This is a genomic window from Achromobacter spanius, assembly GCF_003994415.1.
Taxonomy (GTDB): Bacteria; Pseudomonadota; Gammaproteobacteria; order Burkholderiales; family Burkholderiaceae_B; genus Achromobacter; species Achromobacter spanius_C.
Window position 1 is genome coordinate 5,662,979 of record NZ_CP034689.1, and the last position, 16,257, is coordinate 5,679,235.

15 protein-coding genes are annotated in these 16,257 nt (G+C 65.2%); 8 read left to right on the forward strand and 7 right to left on the reverse strand.

Annotation, left to right across the window (positions count from 1 at the left end):
* Window positions 1-33 precede the first annotated feature (33 nt).
* The 6 genes from ELS24_RS25945 to ribBA form a co-directional block, all read right to left on the reverse strand.
* Complete coding sequence (locus ELS24_RS25945) at window positions 34-591, reverse strand: CinA family protein (RefSeq protein ID WP_050449562.1); 558 nt, start codon at window positions 589-591, stop codon at window positions 34-36.
* On the reverse strand, window positions 588-1,124 hold the full coding sequence (locus ELS24_RS25950; RefSeq protein WP_240669388.1) for a phosphatidylglycerophosphatase A family protein: 537 nt from the start codon (window positions 1,122-1,124) through the stop codon (window positions 588-590). Before ELS24_RS25950 ends, ELS24_RS25945 begins: the two co-directional genes overlap by 4 nt.
* 63 nt (window positions 1,125-1,187) lie before the next feature.
* The gene (gene thiL, locus ELS24_RS25955) at window positions 1,188-2,153 is read right to left on the reverse strand and encodes a thiamine-phosphate kinase (protein WP_127185763.1); all 966 of its coding nucleotides are present in this window, start codon (window positions 2,151-2,153) and stop codon (window positions 1,188-1,190) included.
* 174 nt (window positions 2,154-2,327) lie between these two features.
* Window positions 2,328-2,837, reverse strand: coding sequence for a transcription antitermination factor NusB (gene nusB, locus ELS24_RS25960; protein ID WP_006227614.1), 510 nt, complete (start codon window positions 2,835-2,837; stop codon window positions 2,328-2,330).
* The gene (gene ribH / locus ELS24_RS25965; protein ID WP_050449558.1) at window positions 2,806-3,336 is read right to left on the reverse strand and encodes a 6,7-dimethyl-8-ribityllumazine synthase; all 531 of its coding nucleotides are present in this window, start codon (window positions 3,334-3,336) and stop codon (window positions 2,806-2,808) included. The genes nusB and ribH overlap by 32 nt, the downstream gene beginning before the upstream one ends.
* Window positions 3,333-4,523: a bifunctional 3,4-dihydroxy-2-butanone-4-phosphate synthase/GTP cyclohydrolase II gene (gene ribBA / locus ELS24_RS25970; protein ID WP_127185764.1), complete on the reverse strand. Its 1,191-nt coding sequence runs from the start codon at window positions 4,521-4,523 to the stop codon at window positions 3,333-3,335. The genes ribH and ribBA overlap by 4 nt, the downstream gene beginning before the upstream one ends.
* 148 nt (window positions 4,524-4,671) lie before the next feature.
* On the opposite strand from ribBA, the gene ELS24_RS25975 reads away from it, so the two are divergent.
* The 8 genes from ELS24_RS25975 (at window position 4,672) to ELS24_RS26010 (ending at window position 15,119) form a co-directional block, all read left to right on the forward strand.
* Entirely contained in the window at window positions 4,672-5,508 is an 837-nt protein-coding gene (locus ELS24_RS25975; protein ID WP_127185765.1) for an HAD-IIB family hydrolase, read from the forward strand.
* Between the two features lie 13 nt (window positions 5,509-5,521).
* Complete coding sequence (locus tag ELS24_RS25980; RefSeq protein WP_127185766.1) at window positions 5,522-6,337, forward strand: IclR family transcriptional regulator; 816 nt, start codon at window positions 5,522-5,524, stop codon at window positions 6,335-6,337.
* A 158-nt stretch (window positions 6,338-6,495) separates the two neighbouring features.
* Entirely contained in the window at window positions 6,496-7,494 is a 999-nt protein-coding gene (gene phnD, locus ELS24_RS25985; RefSeq protein WP_050449554.1) for a phosphate/phosphite/phosphonate ABC transporter substrate-binding protein, read from the forward strand.
* A gap of 6 nt (window positions 7,495-7,500) precedes the next feature.
* The gene (phnC, locus tag ELS24_RS25990) at window positions 7,501-8,271 is read left to right on the forward strand and encodes a phosphonate ABC transporter ATP-binding protein (RefSeq protein ID WP_127185767.1); all 771 of its coding nucleotides are present in this window, start codon (window positions 7,501-7,503) and stop codon (window positions 8,269-8,271) included.
* On the forward strand, window positions 8,268-9,152 hold the full coding sequence (gene phnE / locus ELS24_RS25995) for a phosphonate ABC transporter, permease protein PhnE (RefSeq protein WP_050449552.1): 885 nt from the start codon (window positions 8,268-8,270) through the stop codon (window positions 9,150-9,152). Before phnC ends, phnE (ELS24_RS25995) begins: the two co-directional genes overlap by 4 nt.
* Window positions 9,149-9,973: a phosphonate ABC transporter, permease protein PhnE gene (gene phnE / locus ELS24_RS26000; RefSeq protein WP_050449551.1), complete on the forward strand. Its 825-nt coding sequence runs from the start codon at window positions 9,149-9,151 to the stop codon at window positions 9,971-9,973. Before phnE (ELS24_RS25995) ends, phnE (ELS24_RS26000) begins: the two co-directional genes overlap by 4 nt.
* A 240-nt stretch (window positions 9,974-10,213) precedes the next feature.
* Window positions 10,214-11,872: a CYTH and CHAD domain-containing protein gene (locus tag ELS24_RS26005; protein ID WP_127185768.1), complete on the forward strand. Its 1,659-nt coding sequence runs from the start codon at window positions 10,214-10,216 to the stop codon at window positions 11,870-11,872.
* Between the two features lie 1,048 nt (window positions 11,873-12,920).
* Window positions 12,921-15,119, forward strand: coding sequence for a phosphocholine-specific phospholipase C (locus tag ELS24_RS26010; protein WP_127185769.1), 2,199 nt, complete (start codon window positions 12,921-12,923; stop codon window positions 15,117-15,119).
* 58 nt (window positions 15,120-15,177) lie between these two features.
* On the opposite strand, the gene ftsY is transcribed toward ELS24_RS26010, so the two are convergent.
* On the reverse strand, window positions 15,178-16,230 hold the full coding sequence (gene ftsY / locus ELS24_RS26015; RefSeq protein ID WP_417222327.1) for a signal recognition particle-docking protein FtsY: 1,053 nt from the start codon (window positions 16,228-16,230) through the stop codon (window positions 15,178-15,180).
* Between the last annotated feature and the right edge of the window lie 27 nt (window positions 16,231-16,257).

Consider the following 16,257-nt stretch of genomic DNA (forward strand, 5'->3'; position numbering starts at 1 on the left):
GTCAACGCTCTGCGTTGATTCAGGCCCGCTGACTCAGGCTGGCTCGCCCAGGAATTCCAGCAAGCCGCGCATCGCGAATTCCACGGCGGCGTGACGCACCTGCGTGCGGTCGCCATTGAACACATGAGTGACGGCGCGGCTGCTGATGCCGTCGTCCACCCGCATCGCAAAACCAAAACACACCATGCCCACAGGCTTGCCCGGCGTGGCCCCGCCCGGCCCGGCGATGCCGGTGGTGGATACCGACATGTGCGCGCTGGGCGATGCCAGCAACACGCCATTGGCCATCTCCAGCGCCACGGGTTCGCTGACCGCGCCGAAGTGGTGCAGCGCGTCGGGCGACACATCCAGTTCGGTCACCTTGGCGTCGTTGCTGTAGGTGACGAAGCCGCGTTCGAACCAGTCGCTGGAACCGGCCACCGACGTCATCGCCCCGGCCAAAAGGCCGCCCGTGCACGATTCCGCGGTGCCCAACATCCAGCCTTTGCGCCGCATTGCATCGCCCAGCCGTTCAGCCAGGCCGACCAGCGTGGCTTCCGACAACTGCGCCGCCGATAGATTCGAACGGGTGACTGCTTGCTGTTCGTTCATCCCAAGACTCCTGTACGCACTACCAAGGCCATGACCAGCAAGGCGTAGCCGGCCGCGACGATATCGTCCCACATGACGCCAAAACCACCTTTGACGTGGGCGTCGAAGAACTTGATGGGTGGCGGCTTGACGATGTCGAACGTGCGAAACAGCGCGAACGCCAGCAACTGCGACACCCAGCCAGCCGGCGTCAGCCAAAGCACTAGCCAGAACGCCACCATCTCGTCCCAGACCATTCCGACATGATCGGATTGCCCAAGTTCACGGCCCACCCGATGGCAGGCCCAGCAACCGTACACAAAGGCCAGCGCCAGGAACACGCCGATGGCCAGGTTCGATGCGGCGGGCGCGGCGGCCACCCAGATCCCCCAAGCAAGTAGCGTGCCCCAGGTGCCCGATGCCGGCCGGATCAAGCCGCTACCCAGGCCAAAGGCGATCAGGCGGCCGGGGTCGCGGCACACCCATGAAAGCGTGGGATACACGGCGCGCGAACGTTCGCGGATGGAGCGAGATGGCTTGGAGGAAGAGGACATGGATCCTGGGCCGATGGGGAAAAGGGAATGGGGAAAGGAGAATGGCGAAGCGCGAACAGCCGCTCAGGCGCCAGGGAAATGATCGAAGCCGCCCGGCAAGTCGGTCAGCGGCCGGCCCCGTCCGTCCAGCACCTGCAACCCCGCTTGCGCCTGCATCTGCCCCACGCGAGTGACCTGAACGCCGACCGCGCGAGCGGCGGCTTGAACGGCATCGCGCTGCGCGGCCGAGGCGGTGAAACACAGTTGGTAGACGTCGCCACCGCCCAGCACCGCGCGACGGCGAGGCGCGTCTTCCAGCGCCGCCACGGCGGCGGCCACCGGCATGCTGTCGACTTCCAGGCGCGCGCCCAGCCGGCTGGCGGTCAGGATGTGGCCCAGGTCTTGCAACAGGCCGTCGGACAAATCGACGGCGGCATGCGCAATACCGCGCAATGCCATGCCCAGCGCCACCTGCGGCTGCGGCCATTCCAGCGCGGCGCGCGTGGCGGCCAGCAAGGCGTCGTTGGCGGGGTACTGGCCGTCCAGCAGGCGGTAGGCGACATCGGCCGCGCCCAGCTCGCCGGATACCCAGATGTCGTCGCCCGCTTGTGCGGCGTCGCGCCGCAGCGCCTGGCCGGCAGGTACGGCGCCAAAGACCGTGACGCTGATCGCCAGGTCATGCGCGCTGCGGGTGGTGTCGCCGCCGATCAGCGGGCAGCCATGGGCAGCCGCCAGCGCATGGAAGCCATCGGCGAAGGCGGCCAGCCAGGGTTCGTCAAGGCGCGGCAACGCCAGGCCCAGCACGCAGCCGATGGGGCGCGCGCCCATGGCCGCCAGGTCGGACAGGTTCACGGCCAGCGATTTGTGGCCCAAGGCGCGCGGGTCCACGTCGGAAAAGAAATGGCGGCCTTCCAGCAGCAGGTCGGTGCTGATGGCGACCTGCTCGCCCGCGGGCACGGGAAACAGCGCGCAGTCATCGCCCACGCCCAGCAAGCCGGCGGGCGCGGCCCGGGTGAAATAGCGCGCGATCAATTCAAATTCGGACGCCACGGCAACTCCGAGAGGCCAGCACGCGGGCCGGCGGGGAAAACAAACATCGGATACACGAAGGGGTCAGGTGCAGACCACGCCTGGCGCACTGGAAAAGTGCGCGCAGGGCGGCATGCGCCTGACCCCTACACAGACCATTGGCCCGGGCCCCTGGCCCGAACCAATAGCCCGGATTCAGCGTCGCTGCTGCGCCGCGGCCTGGACCTCGTTCGCGCGCACATCGGCGGCCAGCTTGTCGAGCACGCCGTTGACGAACTTGAAGCCGTCGGTGCCGCCAAACGACTTGGCGAGTTCAACGGCTTCGTTGATGGCAACCTTGTACGGCACTTCAACATGATGAATCAGTTCGAAGCTGCCGATCAGCAGGATGCCATGCTCAACGGGCGACAACTCGGCCAGCGGGCGGTCGACGTAAGGCGTGAAACGCTCGCGCAGCGCGGGCGCTTCGCGCAGGACACCATGCAGCAAGGTCTTGAACCATTGCGCGTCGGCCTCGGAAAAATCCTCGGTGTCGCGCAGATGGGCGTCGATCTCGCCGGCGTCCTGCGTGCCTTCGCCCCCGCGCAGCAGCCACGCATAAACGCCCTGCAGCGCGAATTCGCGTGCACGGCGGCGTGCGCTGCGCGCGTTGGCGCGGGCTTGCGCCGCGCTATCAGCGCTGGTCGTCGTCTTCTTCGTCGTCAAAATCTTCGTCCTCGTCGTCTTCGTCTTCGTCTTCTTCCTCGGGTTCCAGCGCCGCCACCAGGTTGGCCATTTCAACGGCCACCTGGGCGCAATCGCGGCCCTTGCCGGCGGCGCGGGCTTGCGCCTGCTCGTCGGTGTCGACGGTCAACACGCCGTTTGCGATGGGGATGCCGGTTTCCAGGGAGATACGGGTGATTGCAGTGGCCGTTTCATTGCTGACCACTTCAAAGTGATAGGTCTCGCCACGAATGACGGCGCCAAGCGCGATCAATGCGTCGAATTCAAACGTTTCGGCCATGTGGGACAGGGCCACGCCCAGTTCCAGGGCGCCCGGGACGGTGGTGACCATCACGTCGCGTTCGTCCACGCCCAGCTCGGCCAGTTCCTTCAGACACGCTTCGAGTTCGGCCTGGCCGATTTCTTCGTTGAAACGGGCGCGTACGATGCCGATGTGCAGCCCTTCGCCGTTCAGGTCGGGGGTAAGGATGTAAGGGTTCATGTGTCGGCCTTAAGTGTTGCGGGAGTATTCTGCGGGTCGCAATCGTAACCCGTAATGGTGAGGGAAAAGCCCGCCATGCTGGGCATCTTGCGCGGTCGGGCCAGGAGCCTCATCTGGCCCACATTCAGGTCGCGCAGAATCTGTGCGCCGATGCCATAAGTGCGCAAGCCGAAACGGTCGGTGCTGGCGGCGGCGTTGGCCTGCGCCTTCGGGTCGTTCCAGCCGGCAATCTGGCCAAACAGGTGTTCGGTGGACGACTGGCAATTCATCAAGACAAGCACGCCAGCGGGTGCGGCGGCAATGGCCTCCAGGGCCTTCGCCACGCCCCAGCTATGCGGGCTGGCGCCGGTGTCCAGCACGTCCAGCACGGAGGCCGGTTCATGCACGCGCACCAGCGTTTCAACGTCGGGAGAAACGTTACCATGCACCAGCGCCAAGTGGGCGGAGCCGGTGGCGGCGTCTTCGTAGGCCACGGCCTCGAAAGTGCCCCAGGCCGTCTGCATGGGCCGCTTGCCCACGCGCTTGACGATGGATTCGTGTTCGCTGCGGTATTGAATCAGGTCGGCAATGGTGCCGATCTTCAGGTTGTGCTGGCGGGCGAATTCCACCAGGTCCGGCAAGCGGGCCATGGTGCCGTCGGGCTTGAGGATTTCGCAGATGACGGCGGCGGGCGTCAGGCCGGCCATGGCGGTCAGGTCGCAGCCGGCTTCGGTGTGGCCGGCGCGCACCAGCACGCCACCAGGCACCGCGCGCACCGGGAAGATGTGGCCGGGCTGGACCAGATCGGCCGGCTTGGCGTCGCGCGCCACCGCCACCTGAATGGTGCGGGCGCGGTCGGCGGCCGAAATACCGGTTTCGACGCCTTCGGCGGCTTCGATCGACTGCGTGAAGTTGGTGCCGTAGCGCGTGCCGTTGCGGGCCGCCATCATGGGCAGCTCCAACTGGCGGCAGCGTTCTTCGGTCAGGGTCAGGCACACCAGGCCGCGGCCGTGGGTCACCATGAAGTTGATGGCCTCGGGCGTGACGAATTCGGCGGCCATGACAAGGTCGCCCTCGTTTTCACGGTCTTCTTCGTCAACCAGGATGACGATACGGCCGGCGCGCAGCTCGGCGATGATCTCGGCTACCGAAGCGATACCGAAGGATTCCGGCTGGGAGCCGGGCAAAGAGGACAACTGGACGGACATGGCGGGCACGCAAACCAGGCGGGAAAGCCCGGATTTTAGCGCCCCTCGGGCCAGAACCCCTATTGGTCTGCAAGAAGCCCGTCCGGCGGGGGGCGTACGGTTAAACTTTCGCCCGGAGATCCCCCTTAAAACTCGAAGGAAAAACCTCATGCAAGCCCTTGCGGCCATGCCTTTGACCGTGGCGGCGGCGGTTCGCGTCGTCCTGACCGACATCGACGACACGCTGACCACCGAAGGCCGTTTGCCGGCCGACGCCTACGCCGCGCTGGAGCGCCTGGAGGCTGCCGGCATCCAGGTGGTGCCCATCACCGGCCGCCCGGCCGGCTGGTGCGACCATATCGCCCGCATGTGGCCGGTGCGCGCCGTGGTGGGGGAAAACGGCGCGTTCTACTACGCCTACGACCGCCAGGCCCGCCGCATGACCACCCATTACTGGACGGATGCCGCCTCGCGCCAGGCCAGCCGCCAGCGCCTGGACGCCATCCGCGACCGCGTGCTGGCCGAAGTGCCCGGATGCGCCGTCGCCAGCGACCAGGACTACCGCGTGGCCGATCTGGCCATCGACTTCTGCGAAGACGTGCCCGCCCTGCCGGACGAAGCGGTCACGAAGATCGTCCAAATCTTCCAGGACGCCGGCGCGCAGGCAAAAGTCAGCTCCATTCATGTGAACGGCTGGTTTGGCGACTACGACAAGCTGACCATGACGCGCACGATGTTCCAGCGCGAATTCGGCCAGGACGTGGCCGATGCGCTGGACAGCACGCTCTTCATCGGCGATTCGCCCAACGACGAGCCGATGTTCGCGTACTTTCCGATTTCGGTCGGCGTGGCGAACATTCAGGCGCAATTGCACCGCCTGACGGACCGCCCTGCTTTCGTGGCGGCCTTTCACGGCGGCGCGGGCTTTGTTGAAATGGCCAACCGGCTGCTGGCGGCGCGCCAAGCGCCGCAGCCGTCGCAGCCAACCCCGGCCCAACCGGCGTAAGGGCAGACACACCGTGGCCACCTCCAAGACCCCCGCTGTCTCCGCCAATGACGGCCGCCGCAGCATCCAATCCATCGAAGTAGGCGTGCCGCTGCTGGCCGCGCTGGTCGACGCCGGCAAGCCCCTGACCCTGCGCGACCTGGCGGCGGGCGCGGGCATGACCTCAGCCAAGGCGCACCCCTACCTGGTCAGCTTCGTGCGGGTTGGCCTGGTGCAGCAGGACGCCATCACCGGCCAGTACGAACTGGGCCCCTTTGCCTTGCAGATGGGGCTGGTCAGCCTGCAGCGGCTGGACCCCGTGCGCATCGCCATGCCCGAGATCGCCAAGCTGCAATCCGATATTGGCCATACCTTGGGCATCGCCGTGCTGGGCTCGCACGGCCCCACGATGATCCACATGACCGAAGCCAGCTATCCGGTCCACGTGAACATGCGCAAGGGCACGGTGATGTCCATGCTGCACACCGCCACCGGGCTGGTGTTCGCGGCGTGGCTGCCGCCCAAGGTCAGCGAACACTACATAGCCCGCGAAGAGGGCGACACCGCCGTCATCGCCAGCGTGCCCCCGCCGCGCAAGGCGTCGCGCGCCAATATCGACGCGCAGTTGGCCGACATCCGCGTGCATGGCATGGCGCGCGCGCTGGGCAACCCGCTGCCGGGCGTGGACGCGCTGTCGGTGCCCGTGTTCGACAACACCGGCAACATCGTGCTGGCGCTAACCAGCCTGGGGCCGACGGGCTTGTTCGACGTGTCGTGGGACGGCACGATCGCCCGGCCGCTACTGGCCTGCGCGCAAGAGATTTCGCGCAAGCTTGGGTATCGAGGGTAACGGTCCGTGCTTTGAACGTTCGAAAATAAACGAACATAAAACGAACAATTCGAACAATTCTCGAAAAAAAAGGCAGGGACTTTCCCAGGTGCGCGTTTTCCCTCTTGTGTGTTTGAATTCAGGAAATATTCAAATTCATTCCCCTGAGGAGACAAACCATGCACGCGATGCGTCTATTGCAAGCGGCCGCCCTGGCCGCATTCGCCGTTGGCGGCTCTGCCGCCAACGCCGCCGACACCTGCTCCAACCGCGGCGATCTGGACCAGATGTACTGCGACGCCAACAAGGATCTGGTGGCGGACACCCCCACTGACGCATCCAAGCTGAAGACCCCGTCCACCCTGGTGTTCACCTACACCCCCGTGGAAGACCCGGCGGTCTATGAAGACATCTTCAAGCCCTTCACCAAGCACCTGTCCCAATGCACGGGCAAGCGCGTGGTGTTCTACCAAGTGCAAAGCAACGCCGCCGAAATCGAAGCCATGCGCTCGGGCCGCCTGCACGTGGGCGGCTTTTCCACCGGCCCCACCGCGTTCGCCGTGAACATTGCCGGCGCCGTGCCCTTTGCCGTGAAGGGCTATGCCGACAGCTTCCAGGGCTACAACCTGATCGTCATCGTCAAGAAAGACAGCCCGTACCAGAAGCTGTCCGACCTGAAGGGCAAGAAGCTCGCGCACACCGCGCCGTCGTCGAACTCGGGCCACATGGCGCCCGTGGCCCTGTTCCCCAAGGAAGGCCTGACGCCGGACAAGGACTACAAGGTGATCTTCTCGGGCAAGCACGACCAGTCCGTCATGGGCGTGAACTCCGGCGACTACGACGCCGCCGCCGTGGCGTCCGACGTGTTCAAGCGCATGGTTGAACGCGGCCAGGTCAAGGAAGCCGATTTCCGCATCATCTACACCAGCGAAAAATTCCCGACCTCGTCGTTCGCCTACGCGCATGACCTGGAACCGAAGTTCCGCGACCAGATGTTGAAGTGCTTCTACGACTACCGCTTCCCCGCGGAAATGTCGAAGGCCTTCGACGGCGCCGACCGTTTCTATCCGGTGACCTACCAGAAAGACTGGGCCATCGTCCGCCAAGTGGCTGAATCGGGCGGCGAAAGCTTCAACCGCGCCGCCTACGACCGCGAATCCGCCAAGAGCAAGAAGTAATCCAGCATGACGACGTCGCTACGCATTTCCGGCCTGGTCAAGGAATACCGGGCCGGCCGGCCGGTTCTCAATGGCATCAACCTTGAAATCGCCGGCCAAGGCCTGACCGCCATCATCGGCCCTTCCGGCACCGGCAAAAGCACGCTTCTGCGTTGCGTCAACCGGCTGATCGAACCCACCCAGGGCGAGATCGTGCTGCAGTCCCAGGAAGGCAGCGTGGACCTGGCCCGCGTGCGTGGCGCGTCGCTGCGCCGCGCGCGCCGGCGCATCGGCATGGTGTTCCAGGAATACAACCTGGTTGAACGCCTGACCGTGATGGAAAACCTGCTGACGGGCCGGCTGGGGTATACCTCGGCCATGAAGGCTTGGATGCGCCGCTTTGAGCCCGAAGATATCGAGCACGCCTACAAGCTGCTGGATACCGTCGGGCTGGCGGGCTTTGCGGACCAGCGCGCGGATGCGCTGTCGGGCGGCCAGCGCCAGCGCGTGGGCATTGCCCGCGCCCTGATGCAGCGCCCTCAACTACTGCTGGCCGACGAGCCCACCTCGTCGCTGGACCCCAAGACCTCGGTGGAAATCATGGAGCTGCTGTCCGCGCAGGGCAGCGCCACCGGCATTCCCGTCATCGTCAACATCCACGACGTGGATCTGGCCCGCCGCTACGCCACGCGCATCGTCGGCATGTCTGGCGGAGCCGTCGTCTATGACGGCGACGGCCAGGGCCTGGACGCCACCATGCTCAAGACCATCTACGGAGGCGAGTCTTGGCTGGAATGACACCCCTTCAGGGCAAGCGCCCCTTTGCCATGTCCGGGCGCGCCAAGGCGGGCCTGGTGTTGCTGCTGATCTACACCGTCTACGCGGCCGCGCAACTGGATTTCAGTTGGGCGCGCTTTGAAAGCGGCATGGGGCACGCCTCGACCTTTCTGGCGCGCATGTTTCCGCCCAATTTCGAAAAGCCCGACACCTTGTGGAAGGGCATCGCCGAAAGCCTGGAAATTGCCGTGCTGGCCTCGGTGCTGGGCATTTTGTTCGCGCTGCCCGTGGGGCTTCTGGGCGCGCGCAACATGATGCCCGCCTGGGTGTCGTGGCCCGCCCGTTCGCTGGTGGCCTTGTGCCGCGCACTGCACCCGGTCATTGTCGCCATCCTGTTCGTCAAGGCCGTGGGCTTTGGCGCGCTGGCGGGCATTCTGGCACTGACGGTGGCGTCCATCGGCTTCATCGGCAAGCTGTTCACCGAGGCCATCGAAGAGATCTCGTTGAAGCAAGTGGAGGCGGTGCGCGCCAGCGGCGCGTCGTTCGCCAACGTGATCATCTTCGGCGTGCTGCCGCAGGTGTTCGCGCGCTTCATCGGCTTTGCCACCTACCAGTTCGACTCCAACCTGCGCAACTCCACCATGGTGGGGATCGTGGGCGCGGGCGGGGTGGGCGGCACGTTGTTCTCGGCGTTCCAGCGCTTTGACTACGACTTCGTCAGCGCCATCTTGCTGACCCTGATCGCCATCATCATGCTGGGCGAAATCATCGCGGGCTTCGTGCGCGCCGTATTCCTGGACAACCTGGGCTTTGACCGCATCCTGCAAGGCCGCTTTGCCGGCGCGCGCGGCATCGGTTCCGGCAAGCCGCCGGTGGCCCGCAAGGCGGAGGTGGAAGAATGAACGCTCACGCCTCTACCCTGAACCCGGCGGGTACGCCGCGCGTCTGGCAGCGCTACAGCATGGGGCAGCGGCTGCTGCGCTTTGCGCTGTACCTGCTGGTGGTCGCGGCCATTGTCCAAGCCATCCGCGGCGTGGAGGTCATACCGGAATTCCTGTATGACGCCCCCGAGCAGATGGCCGACCTGTTCCGCCGCATGTGGCCGATCGACTGGGCCTACTACCCGGATGGCGTGCACGCGGCGCTGATCGAAACGCTGCACATCGCCACGCTGGGCACCATTCTGTCCGTCTTCATGGCGGTGCCGGTGGGCTTGCTGGCGGCCAACAACCTGACGCCCAGCAAAACCATCAACATGTTGGCGCGCTTGATCCTGGTGTCCAGCCGCTCGGTCAATTCGCTGGTGTGGGCGCTGCTGTTCATCGCCATCTTCGGGCCCGGAGCGTTGGCCGGCACGCTGGCGATTGCGTTTCGCTCGATCGGTTTCGTCGGCAAGCTGGTGGGCGAAGCCATCGAGGAAGCGCAACGCGGGCCGATCGAAGCGGTGACCGCCACGGGCGCCAGCAAGGGCGCGGTGCTGTGGTATGCCTACTGGCCGCAGATCCGCCCGGCGTTCTGGTCCATCGTGCTGCTGCGCTGGGACATCAACGTGCGCGAATCCGCCGTGCTGGGCCTGGTGGGCGCGGGCGGCATCGGCATGGCGCTGGATACGGCGTTGAATCTGTTCCAGTGGGACCGCGTGGCCTTGGTGTTGGCCGCCATCTTCGTGGTGGTTGTGTTGGCCGAAATCATCATCACCCAGGCGCGCAAACGGATTCTGTAGTGATGGACCGGTAGTTGCAGACCGTAGTTGAGTTCTATTTACGCTTGTCGGTTTCCCCTGACCAGCGCTCCTTGGCGCCGCCCTTGAAAAAGGGTGGCGCTTTTTTCTTTTGCTGCGGTGCCGACTTGTTTCGCGCAACAAATGGCGTCTATGCTCGATATGACCAAAATATGAACGGTCATCAAATCCCGCCCCTTGCTTGATTAACATCTCGGCTTTTGCCGTCGGACACCCACCGCCATGTCGGAACAGGAATTGAAACTGCACGTGCCCGCCGCGACGCGTCAGGCCGTGCTGAAGGAAGTCAAACAACGCGAAGCCACGCGCATCCGTTTGCATGCCATGTATTTCGATACGCCCGAGCGCGAACTGGCGCGGGCGCGCATCGCCATCCGCCTGCGCCAGGAAGGCCCCGATTGGGTGCAAACGCTGAAGATGCCCGGCATCAACGCCATCACCCGCATCGAACTGAACCACCCCCGCCCCGGCCCCGTGCTGGACCTGTCGGTATATGCCGGCACTGAAGTCGAAGCGGCGCTGAGCGCGATCAAGGGCGAACTGGGCCTGCGCTATGAAACCGATGTGCTGCGCCAACTGCGCAAAGTCCGCACGCGATACGGCACGGTTGAACTGGCCTACGACACCGGCATCCTGCGCGCGGGCGCGCTGGAACTGCCCATTTCAGAATTGGAATTTGAACTGGTGTCGGGCCGCCCCGCCGCCATCTTTGCTGTTGCGCGCGGCTGGCAGCAGCGGCACAGCCTGGTGCTGGATCCCCGCAGCAAGTCCGAACGTGGCGATGCGCTGGCGCAGTTGGCCGAACGGCTTGCCGAGGAAGACGCCAAGGAGGGCGATGATCTGGAGGCGCGCCGCGCCCGGGCCATTGCCCAGTTCTGGGCGCCGCGCGGCGCATCCGGGGTCAAGTTGCGCGACGACATGACGGCGCCGCAGGCGCTGGGCCGCATCGCCGCGGAATGCCTGGACCAGATCGCGCGCAACGCCGCGGTGCTGGCTGAAGTGGATACCGAAGGCGTTTACCGTGCCGGCAATTCTGAACACGTGCACCAGTTGCGCGTGGGCGTGCGGCGGCTGCGGTCGGCGTGGAAGCTGTTCGAAGGCTGGGTAGCGCCGGTGCCCGACGCCATCCTGCAAGGCGCGCGCACCCACTTCGCCGCCTTCGGCGCCAACCGCGACCAGGACGTGCTGAACGAAACCGTGGCGCCCGCGCTGATCCGCGCCGGCATGCCCGTCATCCCGATGGAAGCCGCGCCGCCCGAGCAGGACGCGCAGACAATCGCCGGCGGCAAGGCGTTTCAGGCTTGGTTGCTGGAACTGCTGGAATGGAGCCTGGACGTGCCCCCGGCGTTGCCGTCGGACGGCACGCAAACCATCGCCAACGGCACGCCCAGCGACACCGCGCCCGAGCCCACCATCCGGCTGGAAGGCGGCTTGTCTGTATCAAGCGTCAAGCCCACCATCATTCCCATGCTGGCGCCCGAGCCTGAACGGCCTCATTTGCAGAAGCAACTGGCGCGCCGCCTGCATCGCTGGCATAGCAAAGTGGCCGACCAGGGCACGCAGTTCGCCACGCTGGACATCCCTACCCGCCATGAATTGCGCAAGCGCGGGAAAAGGCTGCGCTACAGCCTGGCATTTGCCGAATCGCTGCTGCCCACCACCAAGCTGCGCGGCTATCGCAAGCTCTTGTCCAAGGTGCAGGACGTGCTGGGTGAGATCAACGACCTGGCCGTCGCAAAGGACTATTACGAGTCGTGTACCGCCACCCATCCGCAAGCCTGGTTCGCGCTCGGCTGGATCAGCGCGCGCCTGGAGGAATTGGCGTTAGAAGCGCAAAAGGCGTTCGACGCGCTGGCGCAAAGCAAACCGTTCTGGCGGTGAACGTGATTGCCCCATTTTCACGACGAACCATGATCTCGTAGGATGGGTGCAGCGCGCGCGGACGGCGGCTAGGTCGCTGACGCCTCTTCGCGCGTAACCCATCTTGCGGCGATCCGGTATATCTCCACCGGCGGCTGATGGGTTGCGCGCGTTCGTCTATTGCGCTTTTCTGAAGGGCTTCTCGCGCTTCACCCATCCTACGAACTCGGCGACCACATCGTAGGATGGGTGCAGCGCGCGCGGACGGCGGCTAGGTCGCTGACGCCTCTTCGCGCGTAACCCATCTTGCGGCGATCCGGTATATCTCCACCGGTGGCTGATGGGTTGCGCGCGTTCGTCTGTTGGGCTTTTCTGAAGGCCTTCTCGCGCTTCACCCATCCTACGAACTCGGCGACCACATCGTAGGATGGGTGCAGCGCGCGCGGACGGCGACTAGGTCGCTGACGCCTCTTCGCGCGTAACCCATCTTGCGGCGATCCGGTATATCTCCACCGGCGGCTGATGGGTTGCGCGCGTTCGTCTATTGCGCTTTTCTGAAGGGCTTCTCGCGCTCCACCCATCCTACGGTCCCCTGGTACTCCATTTGCGCGACACGCCGCGTTGCGGGTTGCTCCTGGAAACGCATCTCGCATGGCGTTTCAAAAAAAGGGCCATAGTCAGCGACGGGTCAGCTCTCGGTCAATCGTTCGACATCCTTGGCGCCAATACTGGGTTGTTGCCGCCCCGCCATCAGGCGTTGGGCGCAATCGTTGCCCGCTGCATTCGCCCGACATTCGTCCTGTGTGACGGCATGACGGCCCCTGGCGGGCCGTCAGCCACCCACAATGACCGAATCATGGAAAACCCATCCTGCTTATCCGCCTATGCAAGACGAGGCCTTGCGGCCTTTTGCGCCTTGTCGCTGGTCTTCGTGTTGTCCGCCTGCGGCGACGACGACAACGGCACTGACGAACCGACTCCCGCCCCGCCCACCACGACGCCCGCCGCATGTGCCGTGCATTGCGCCCCTTGAGCACACTTCCCATCGATCACCAGGACAGGCAAGCCAATGACGTTCGACGCATCCAAAAGAAAGTTCTTCAAGACCACCGTGGGCGCTACCGCCGCGGTCAGCGCGCTGTCGATGTTCCCACCCAGCATCCGCCGGGCTCTGGCCATTGAAGCCAGCAACGCCACCGGCACCATCCAGGACGTCAAGCACGTCGTGCTGTTGATGCTGGAAAACCGTTCCTTCGACGGCTACTTCGGCACCTTCCCCGGCGTACGCGGGTTTGGCGACCGCTTTCCCATTCCGCTGGCCAACGGCAAATCGGTCTTTCACCAGACACGCAGCGATGGCACCGAAGAACTGCCCTATCACCTGGACACCACGCTGGGCAACGCGCAGCGCGCGGGCAGCACGCCGCACTCCTGGCCCAACTGCCAGGCCGCGTGGGACCACGGCCGCATGAACAAGTGGCCCAGCGCCAAGCAGCCGCTGTCCATGGGCTACTACGAAACCGCCGAAGTGCCGTTTCACCGCGCGCTGGCCGACGCCTTCACGCTGTGCGACAACTATCACTGTTCGATGCACGCGGGCACCATCCCGAACCGCCTGTTCTTCTGGACCGGCACCAACGGCCCATCGGGCGACAACGTGTCGGTAGTGATGAACGAATGGAACGACGGCGCCGACGTGGGCCCCTCCACCGAAGGCTGGACGTGGACCACCTACGCCGACCGGCTGCAAGCGGCCGGCGTCAGTTGGAAGGTCTACCAGAACATTCCCGACAACTTCGGCTGCAACGAAATGATGAGCTTTCGGCACTGGCGCGCCGAGATCGAAAAAATGCCTGCCGACCGCCAGGTCACCAACCAGGGCGGCCCCGCGTACAACCCCGCCATCGACGACCTGTACAGCCCGCTGGCCAAGGGCTTTGGCAACACCATGCCCGACGGCGGCTTTCTGCAAAGCCTGCGCGATGACGTCATGAACGGCACGCTGCCGGAAGTGTCGTGGATCATTCCGCCGGCCGCTTACAGCGAACACCCCGGCCCGTCCAGCCCCGCCAAGGGCGCGTGGTACATCCAGGCCGCGCTGGATGCGCTGACGCAGTCGCCCGAGGTCTGGAGCAAGACGGTATTCCTGGTGACCTATGACGAGAATGACGGCTTCTTCGACCACATGCCCACGCCGTCGGCGCCGTCGCGCAACGATGACGGCACGCTGGCCGGCAAGTCCACGCTGAGCGATGCGCAGATGGCCTTTGAATACTTCACCTACCCGCCCGCCACGCCCAAGCAACTGACGGCCGATGGCAAGCCGTACGGCCCCGGCATGCGCGTGCCGATGTGGGTGATTTCACCTTGGAGCCGTGGCGGTTGGGTCAATTCGCAAGTGTTTGACCACACGTCCGCGCTGCGCTTTCTGGAGCAGCGCTTTGGCGTGGTCGAACCCAACATCAGCGCCTTTCGCCGTGCCGTGTGTGGCGACCTGACGTCCACCTTGAATTTCGTATCGCCCAACAGCGCCACCCTGCCGACCCTGTCGGGCCGCACGACCAAGACGGATGCCGACGGGTTGACGACGTGGCAAGAAGCGCAGCCTGCCATCGCCATCCCTGCGCAGCAAACGCTGGCCAAGCAGGCTGCGGGCACGCGCCCGTCGCGCGCGCTGCCGTATGAGCTGCACACCAGCGCGCGCGAGCAAGCCCGCGAGAACCGCGTGCAGCTATTGTTTGCCAACGCCAGCAGTGCGCAAACGGCAGCGGTCTTTCACGTGTACGACAAGCTGCACCTGGACCGCATTCCACGCCGCTATGTGGTCGAAGCGGGCAAATCGCTGGATGATGTCTGGGACGTGTCGGGCGACAGCGGCCAGTACGACTTGTGGGTGTTGGGTCCCAACGGCTACCACCGCTCGTTCGCGGGCGACTTGATGCGCGCGGCTGGCGCACAGCCCGAAATTCAGGTCTGCTACGTGCCGTGCGACAACGCCCAAATACAAGTGAAACTGCACAACCACGGCACGCAAGACTGCGTCTTCACGGTGCAGGCCATGGCCTATCGCAGCGATGGCCCATGGACGGCAACGGTGGCGGCGGGGCAGGTCGGCGAACTGAGCTGGCCGGTCAGTGCCAGCGGCCAGTGGTACGACTTCGCGGTAGCCTGCGACGGCTACCCGGCGTTCAAGCGGCGCTTGGCGGGCCGCATGGAAACGGGCAAGGACGGCATCAGCGACCCGGCGATGGGTCAGTTGGACAGTTGAAAACAAAACGGGACGGCGCCTGGGCGTCGTCCCGTTCTGCAGTCCGGCAATCGTCGGATCAGTCCGCCAGCAACGCGCCAGCAAACTCGTCCGCCACAAAGGGTTGCAGGTCTTCCAGGCTTTCGCCCACGCCGATCCAATACACCGGAATCGGCCGCACGCCCTGGCTGCCCGCAGCCACGGCGGCCAGCGTGCCGCCCTTGGCGGTGCCGTCCAGCTTGGTCACGACCAGGCCCGTCAGGTTGATGGCGGCATCAAAGGCGCGAATCTGCGCCAGCGCGTTCTGGCCGGTATTGCCGTCCACCACCAACAGCACTTCGTGCGGCGCCGATGCATCCGCCTTGCCGATGACGCGGCGGATCTTTTTCAGCTCTTCCATCAGGTGCAACTGCGTGGGCAGGCGGCCAGCGGTGTCCACCATGACCACGCCCATGCCCCGCGCGCGACCAGCGTTGACGGCATCGAACGCCACGGCGGCGGGGTCGCCGCCGTCCTGCGAAATCACGCTGACGTTGTTGCGGCTGCCCCATTCCACCAGCTGTTCGCGAGCGGCAGCCCGGAAGGTGTCGCCTGCCGCCAGCAGCACGCTTGCGCCCTGGCGCTGGAACGTGTGCGCCAGCTTGCCGATGGACGTGGTCTTGCCCGCGCCGTTGACGCCGGCAATCATCACCACCAGCGGCTTTGCGCTATTCAGGTTGAAGCCGCGCTCCAGCGGGCGCAGGTGGTCGGCCAGCAACTGGCGCAGCGCCGTCTTCACCTTGGCGGGATCTTCGATGCGTTCTTTCTTGACCCGCGCACGCAGCGCGGTCAGCAGCTTCTCGGTGGCCTCCAGGCCCGCATCGGCCATAATGAGCGCCGATTCGAGTTCCTCGAACAGGCTTTCGTCGACCTTGACGCCAACGAAAATGCCGCCAATGCTCTGCCCGGTGCGCGACAAGCCCTGCTTCAGGCGCGACAGCCAGGAAGATTTCTTGGGCGCTTCGGCGGGTGCGGGTGTAGGCGCAGGCGTTGGCGTAGTAGTTACCGGCGTTACGATCGGTGCTGGCGCGGCAGTCGGCGCTACCGAAACCGTGGGCGCAGCCGTCGGTTCAGGGGCTCGGACCGGCTCGATGGCCGGCGCGGTTGACGCGGCGGGCGC